This window comes from Brevibacterium renqingii (assembly GCF_017808095.1).
Classification (GTDB): Bacteria; Actinomycetota; Actinomycetes; order Actinomycetales; family Brevibacteriaceae; genus Brevibacterium; species Brevibacterium renqingii.
Genome location: NZ_JADBHG010000012.1, coordinates 50,409 through 56,980, shown reverse-complemented (window position 1 = coordinate 56,980; position 6,572 = coordinate 50,409). Strand labels below are relative to the sequence as shown.

Below are 6,572 nucleotides of genomic sequence, written 5' to 3'. Positions count from 1 at the left end.
GTCGACGCCGACGGACGAACCCGTCATGAGTTCCGAGCCGATGGACCGAATCAGCTCTGGCTCACCGACATCTCGGAGCACCACACCGATGAGGGCAAGCTGTACTTGTGCGCAATCAAGGACGCCTGCTCGACGCGCATCGTTGGCTACTCGATCGGCTCGAGGATGAAGGCGCGTTTGGCTGTCGATGCCCTCGAGATGGCAGTGATCCGTCGCGGCGGTGACGTCGCTGGATGCGTGACGCATAGCGATCGCGGCAGTCAATTCCGGTCGAAGAAGTTCACTCGGGCTCTGGCCCGCCACGGCATTGCCGGGTCGATGGGCAGGGTCGGTGCTGCCGGCGATAACGCTGCGATGGAGTCGTTCTTCGCGCTGTTGCAGAAGAACGTTCTCGACCGTCGCCGGTGGGCCTCCAGGGACCAGTTGAGGATCGCGATCGTGACGTGGGTTGAGCGGACGTATCATCGGCGTCGGCGACAAGCTCGGCTGGGTCGTTTGACACCTGTCGAATACGAAGCAATTATTGAGTCACCTGCAGTCGCAGCGTGACACCCTAATTGTCACCTCTCCTTGCATCAGTCCCTTTCGATCGGTCTAAGCAACCGCTTTTGCTGCCAGAAATAGGTCAGTAGGCATTGGCCGATCGAGCTCCCACACGACCTGAATCGGTCGCGAGCCCTCGTGCGAGACATACTTAGCAGTGCCCAGACAAGTATAGGGTTCTGTTCCCAGGTCCCCTACCTTCGCGTGACGCACGAACAGAAGGACGTTCGTCCCATAATCGCGATGTCGAATATATCGCTGTCCCGTTGGACTCTCAATTGAAGTTCCGGACTGTGACTCCCAGTGGAACAATTGCGGGGTGAGTGCATAATCCCTGTAGCGAGTCGACGGTGAGAAGTCCGCATCGGACTTCCGGAGAGTAATGAGGAGGGCATCTGTCTTATGCTCCTTGAACCATTTCACTCCTTCACGAAAGTTTCCAGGCTGAGGCTTCTCGTTCACTCCCATCCCAAGGGCCGACAACAATTCCTCACGAGAATATCGTGCGTGTGTCCGAAGAGGAATATCCTCGAGTCCACTTTCAAGGCGCCGTGGTGTCAGACGATGCAACGATGATGTAACAGTGAGGAGTTGATCCAGCTCCTGGCATAGCACCTGATTCGAACGGATCTCGTCGAGGCCCTCGGCGACCGATCCGCCATCACCTTTTGGCCAGAATGCGTAGTAGAGCATTGCCGCATATGGGCTGGTAACTAATTCATCCGATGGGGCTTCAGACGAAATAATTCGACGATATTCCAACGCACGTTCTACATCGTCAACATGGGTCAGCGCGCTCACTCTGCGCATGATTCGGGCAGCAAGCTCACTTTCTATGGCGCTGTCGCTATGACTGCCGAAAGCCAGGTGTCGCACTGCCGACCATGTTGCAGGTAGCTCCAGTCCAAACATCCGCCTTGTAGCCGGCTTATAAATATCCGGTAGGCCTCTTCCCGACTCCGCAAGGTAGTCGCTCAATCGATACTCGAGCGCGTTCGTGCCGTCATGAATATTCTGGCGCACGTCCGACACCAGAGCTTTAGTTGTCAACGATAGCTGACTCCTAATGCTGTCGATAACTCGCTCTTCAGCCACCCGATCGAGAACAATCTGCGACCCACCCGGCATTTGCGGGAATCCGTTCTCCACCGCGTGTAGAATCCTCCCCCGCGGAACACCGGTCATCGCGCGCAGCGGTATATCGAACCGGAACTTCTCATGCTGATGCCCCACAAAATCTAGGACAGTTAGCAGCGCCTTGCCTGCTGCACGGCGAAGGCCACGACCCAGCTGCTGCAGAAAGACGGTTGCAGATTGAGTCGGACGGAGCATGAGTACAGTGTCGACTTCGGGTACATCCACTCCTTCGTTAAAAAGGTCCACGGTAAAGATGCACTGCACTTCTCCCGCCCTAAGTCGGCGAAGTGCAGCATCACGGTCATCCGTTGTCGACTGTCCACTCAGTGCGACAGACTCGATTCCTGCGCGAGTGAACACTTCCGCCATATAGCGAGCATGATCCACGCTCACACAGAATCCCAGCGCCCTCATCGCTTGCGGGTCCAGGATCTTCTCTCCCACCTGCTCAACGATAAGAGCCGCACGGTCACGATTTCCGGTATAGATCTCTGACAATTCAGCGGAATCGTAACCGCCTGCCCGAAATGTCACACCGCGAAGGTCGACATTGTCTGCGATTCCGTAGTAATGAAAAGGTACCAGTAGGTCCGCATCCAACGCGTCCCAAAGCCGCAGTTCGCTCGCGATCCGTCCATCGAAAAACGCTTGAGCCACGTTAACCCCATCAGCTCTCTCCGGGGTTGCAGTCAGGCCGAGTAGCTGCGCCGGCTTGAACCAATTGAGAATTCTTCGATATGTGGCAGCTGCCGCGTGATGAAACTCGTCGATCACAACAACATCAAAATGATCAGGTTCCCACTGTTGAAGTTGATCATCTCGTGACAGCGATTGAATCGAAGCAAAAACATGGTCTCGATCGTCTACGGGGATCCCGCCTAATAGCAAAGACCCAAAATCACCACGCTTGAGCACGGAACGATACGTGTCCAGCGCCTGATCTAGGAGCTCCTTCCGGTGCGCCACGAATAGAAGCCGCAGTGGTTTAGGCATCATCTTGCGTGCACGCGTCGTCTCCAGCGACTCCCGTACAAGTCGTGCATAGTCCAACGCTGCCACAACAGTCTTGCCTGTGCCCGTTGCCGCAACAAGCAGGTTCCGAGTACGGCCGTGTTCGCTTCTCTCCGACGCAAGCTCCTCAAGCATCTCAGTCTGGTGAGGAAATGGACGAACATCCAAGAAATGCGTTGTGATCCCCGACGATGACGATCGCGCTGCTCGAAAACTACCTGCCCGAGCGCTGGCCAACGAGTCGTCAAGACGCCGAGCGTCGCGTGAAGGGATGTAATCCTCGAATTCGTTGGACGCCCAGTACGACTCAAACGTAGCGTCAAAGTTGTCCATCAATGGCGGTGTCGCTTCTCGCGACACCCGGACGTTCCATTCGAGCCCATCGACAAGCGCCGTCCGGCTCAAGTTGGAACTCCCTACGTACCCGGTGTCGAAGCCGGACTCTCGGTAAAAGAGCCATGCTTTCGCGTGCAAGTGCGTTGTTCGCGAATCGTAATTGACCCGCACCTCGGCGCCGAACTCGTTGACAAGACGGTCGAGGGCTCTGCGCTCAGTCGCACCAATGTATGTTGTTGTCAGGACACGAATCGGCACTTTCCGTTCTCGCAGACGCTGAAGTCCCCGTTCCAGCACCGTAATTCCGCTCCATTTGACGAAGGCGCACAGCAAATCAACACGGTCCGCGCTTTCCATCTCCAACCGCAGCTCTGAGTTGAGGCTCGGAGTCTCAGCAGCATTCGTGAAAAGCGCGGTTTCGGTTAACGGAGTCGAAGGTCGTCTCGCTGGTGATTCTTCGTAGACCGACATCAGCACATCAGGAGTGTGGTTAAGCACGTGCTCGTTTCCGTTCCCCGGCAACACGCGAAGAATCTCATTAGCTATCGATACTCGATTCGCAGCATCCGTTTGAGTCAGCGCAGCCTTAACTTTGAGTCCGATATGGTGCGCAGCAAGCGCCGGATAGTCCTCGATATCAACCGATTGCATATCGACGTGGAGCGCGTCATCCATATCTTCAATGAGCGAGTTCACCGACCCATCGACCAGTCGTTCATAGAGTCCGGGGCGTAGATTATCGTCACTCATTATTGTGCGCACCTCCCCGGTCCTCAGACATAGCTACTTCGATCACTTCGACGGCTGGAAGATCAGGCTCTGCCCAGTCCAGCGTACGCAAGTCGGCCGAGGTCACCCATTGGATTGCGTCATGGTCGCTACTTTCTGTCGGAACCTCTTGCACAGTTACCCAATAGCAGGCAAGATCTATCACTCGACTGCCAACAGGCGTGCGAGCCCGAGCCACTAGCGGACCGACGCCAACTTCAATACCTAGCTCTTCTCGAATTTCACGAGCAAGCGCAACCGATTGAGTTTCAGTCTGTTCAACTTTCCCGCCGGGAAACTCCCACTTGCCTCCGGCAGATTTTTCCGCACGTCGACGGAACGCCAGAACGGCAGGCGCCCCGTCTACATCTCCGCGTATCACTGCACCTACAACCTCGAGGACGTCCTGCTTCATGTAATGCATATTAGCTGTGGCATAGCTCCCCTCAATCTTTCAACCTTCCCGTACAGTACGCGCCGTCTACTTAGGTCGCAGTCGGAACTATCGCAACCGCACTTGTCGGCGGGTTCAAGATCAGGTCGACAGGTTCAGTCCTGAAGGGGGTCCGTCTTTCTGCCTCTCGAGCGTTACCGTTGAGAACGGCCGCAGGGCGCAACGTTATTCAGGCCCGTCCTGAAGATGCTCTTTCAATCGCTGCTCCTCACCCTTCCGCCATCACGGTGGCCGCGATTGCGGTCGTCCCGCCGGGGGCGATCGCCTGCAGCTCGTGAACGCCGCCTGCGGTCTGCCGCCCGACGAGGTGGATCTGCTCGTTCGCGAACAACGGGGACTTCGCAGTGAAGCTGTACTCGGTCACGCGGGCGCCCGGATGCTTGGCGATGAAGGCGTCGAGCAGCAGCGTCGCCGTCAACGGTCCGTGGGTGACCAGACCCGGATATCCTTCGACCTCGGTGACGTAGGGGTAGTCGTAGTGGATACGGTGCGAGTTGAACGTCAGCGCCGAATAGCGGAACAGCATGACCTCATCAGGGCGCACGCTCTCCGCCCAGTCCCACCCCGTCGGTGCGGCCGAGTCCGCTCGTGGCGGTTTTGCCGCAGACGCGACCGGCGCCGAGGCGGCCTCCCTGTACACGATCGTGTGCCGATCCGACGTCGCGAGGACTCCGTCGGCAGAGATCTCGTGCCGCAGCACCACGAAGCACAAAGAGCCGGTGCTGCCGGACTTCTCCGTGACCGATTCGATCGTCGTCGTCCGCGAGAGCAGCTGACCAGGCAGGATCGGCGCGTGGAACGTGAGTTCGCTGCCAGCCCACATTCGCCGAGGCAGGCCCACCGGTGGCATGAACCCGCCGAGCCTCACATGCCCATCGGTGCCGAGCTCACTCATCGGCACATCGTCTTCGGAGAAGTGCAGCCAGTGTCCGACAGGAAAGAGCGGGTCCGTCTCGTCAGCTTCACGGCCGAGCAGAGAGGCCAAGCGTGACGCCCGCTCCCCCGAGGCGACTTCCTCGATTGTCGAAGTTCGCCCCACCGAATCCCGCAGGTTCACGTCATCTTTGCCCATGCTCTCTTCTCTATCACTCTTCCGGCCCCCGCGCTGTCAACGAGGCAGATCAGATCTTGTTGCGGCCGATGAGCTGTTTGGCGATGACACCCATCTGGATCTCGTTGGTTCCTTCTCCGACGATCATCAGCGGCGCATCGCGGTAGTAGCGTTCGACGTCGTATTCGGTGGAGTATCCGTAACCGCCATGGACGCGGATCGCGTCGAGGGCCACCTCGGCGGCCATCTCCGAGGCGTAGAGCTTCGCCATTCCGGCTTCCATGTCCACTCGCGCCCCCGAGTCATACGTGCGGGCCGCGTGGAGGACGAGCTGGCGGGCGGCTTCGAGCTTCGTCGCCATCATCGCGAGCTTGTTGCCCACCGACTGATGCTTCCAGATCGGTTTGCCCATCGATTCGCGTTCCTGCGAGTACTTCACCGCATCATCGAGGGCGGCCTGCGCGACGCCGAGTGACCGGGACGCGACCTGGATGCGGCCGATCTCGAGTCCCTTCATCATCTGCTTGAACCCGACGCCTTCGACCTCGCCGAGCAGCTGGGCCTGCGGCTGGCGGAGGTTCTCGAAGTTCAGTTCGCAGGACTCGACTCCCTTGTACCCGAGTTTCGGCAGATCCTGGGAGACGGTGAAGCCATCGCCCTTCTCCACGAGAATGATGGAGATTCCCTTGTGGCGTGGTTCGGCGTTCGGATCGGTCTTGCACAGCAGGGCGATGAGGTCGGACTTCCGCGCGTTCGTGATCCACGTCTTCGAGCCGTTGATGACGTAGTCGTCGCCGTCCTTGGCGGCACTGGTGCGCATCGCCTGCAGATCGGAGCCGCCGCCGGGCTCGGTCAGCGCCATCGTCGCCCGCAGCTGCCCGGTGGCCATCTTCGGCAGATACGCGTCCTTCTGCACCTGAGTGCCGTACTCCTGGATGAGCTTGGCCACGACGGTGTGACCGCCCATCGCACCGGCCAAGGACATCCAGCCGCGGGCGATCTCTTGTGTGATGAGGGCGTAGGCCTCCGTCGAGACCTTGCCCATCCCCCAGGGTTCGTCGATGGCGAGCCCGAAGATGCCCATGTCCTTCATAGTCTGAATCCAGGCTTCGGGGTACTCGTTGGCGTGTTCGACGCGGTTGACGTGGGGTTTGACCTGTTCGTCGACGAACTCGGCCACCGTGTCGATCATCATCTGCTCTTCGGCGCTGACAGGCATTCGCGGACGTCCATCTCCTCTGTCGTTGAGGGTGCTGCTCGCGGCGGCACACA

General features: G+C 58.6%; 5 protein-coding genes. 1 reads left to right on the top strand and 4 read right to left on the bottom strand.

What is annotated here, in order from left to right:
- Nucleotides 1-549: IS3 family transposase (locus IIE29_RS16125; RefSeq protein ID WP_209326318.1), on the top strand; the 549-nt coding region annotated here is incomplete at its 5' end.
- 45 nt (nucleotides 550-594) lie between these two features.
- On the opposite strand, the gene IIE29_RS16120 is transcribed toward IIE29_RS16125, so the two are convergent.
- The 4 genes from IIE29_RS16120 to IIE29_RS16105 form a co-directional block, all read right to left on the bottom strand.
- Complete coding sequence (locus IIE29_RS16120; protein ID WP_209326317.1) at nucleotides 595-3,777, bottom strand: DUF3427 domain-containing protein; 3,183 nt, start codon at nucleotides 3,775-3,777, stop codon at nucleotides 595-597.
- Nucleotides 3,770-4,210 (bottom strand): (deoxy)nucleoside triphosphate pyrophosphohydrolase, encoded by a 441-nt coding sequence (locus IIE29_RS16115; protein WP_209326316.1) that lies wholly within the window; start codon nucleotides 4,208-4,210, stop codon nucleotides 3,770-3,772. Before IIE29_RS16115 ends, IIE29_RS16120 begins: the two co-directional genes overlap by 8 nt.
- A gap of 247 nt (nucleotides 4,211-4,457) precedes the next feature.
- Entirely contained in the window at nucleotides 4,458-5,321 is an 864-nt protein-coding gene (locus tag IIE29_RS16110) for an HTD2 family dehydratase (RefSeq protein WP_209326315.1), read from the bottom strand.
- 49 nt (nucleotides 5,322-5,370) lie between these two features.
- Nucleotides 5,371-6,519 carry an acyl-CoA dehydrogenase family protein gene (locus tag IIE29_RS16105; protein WP_209326314.1) on the bottom strand — a complete coding sequence of 383 codons (1,149 nt, stop codon included), beginning with the start codon at nucleotides 6,517-6,519 and terminating at the stop codon, nucleotides 5,371-5,373.
- Between the last annotated feature and the right edge of the window lie 53 nt (nucleotides 6,520-6,572).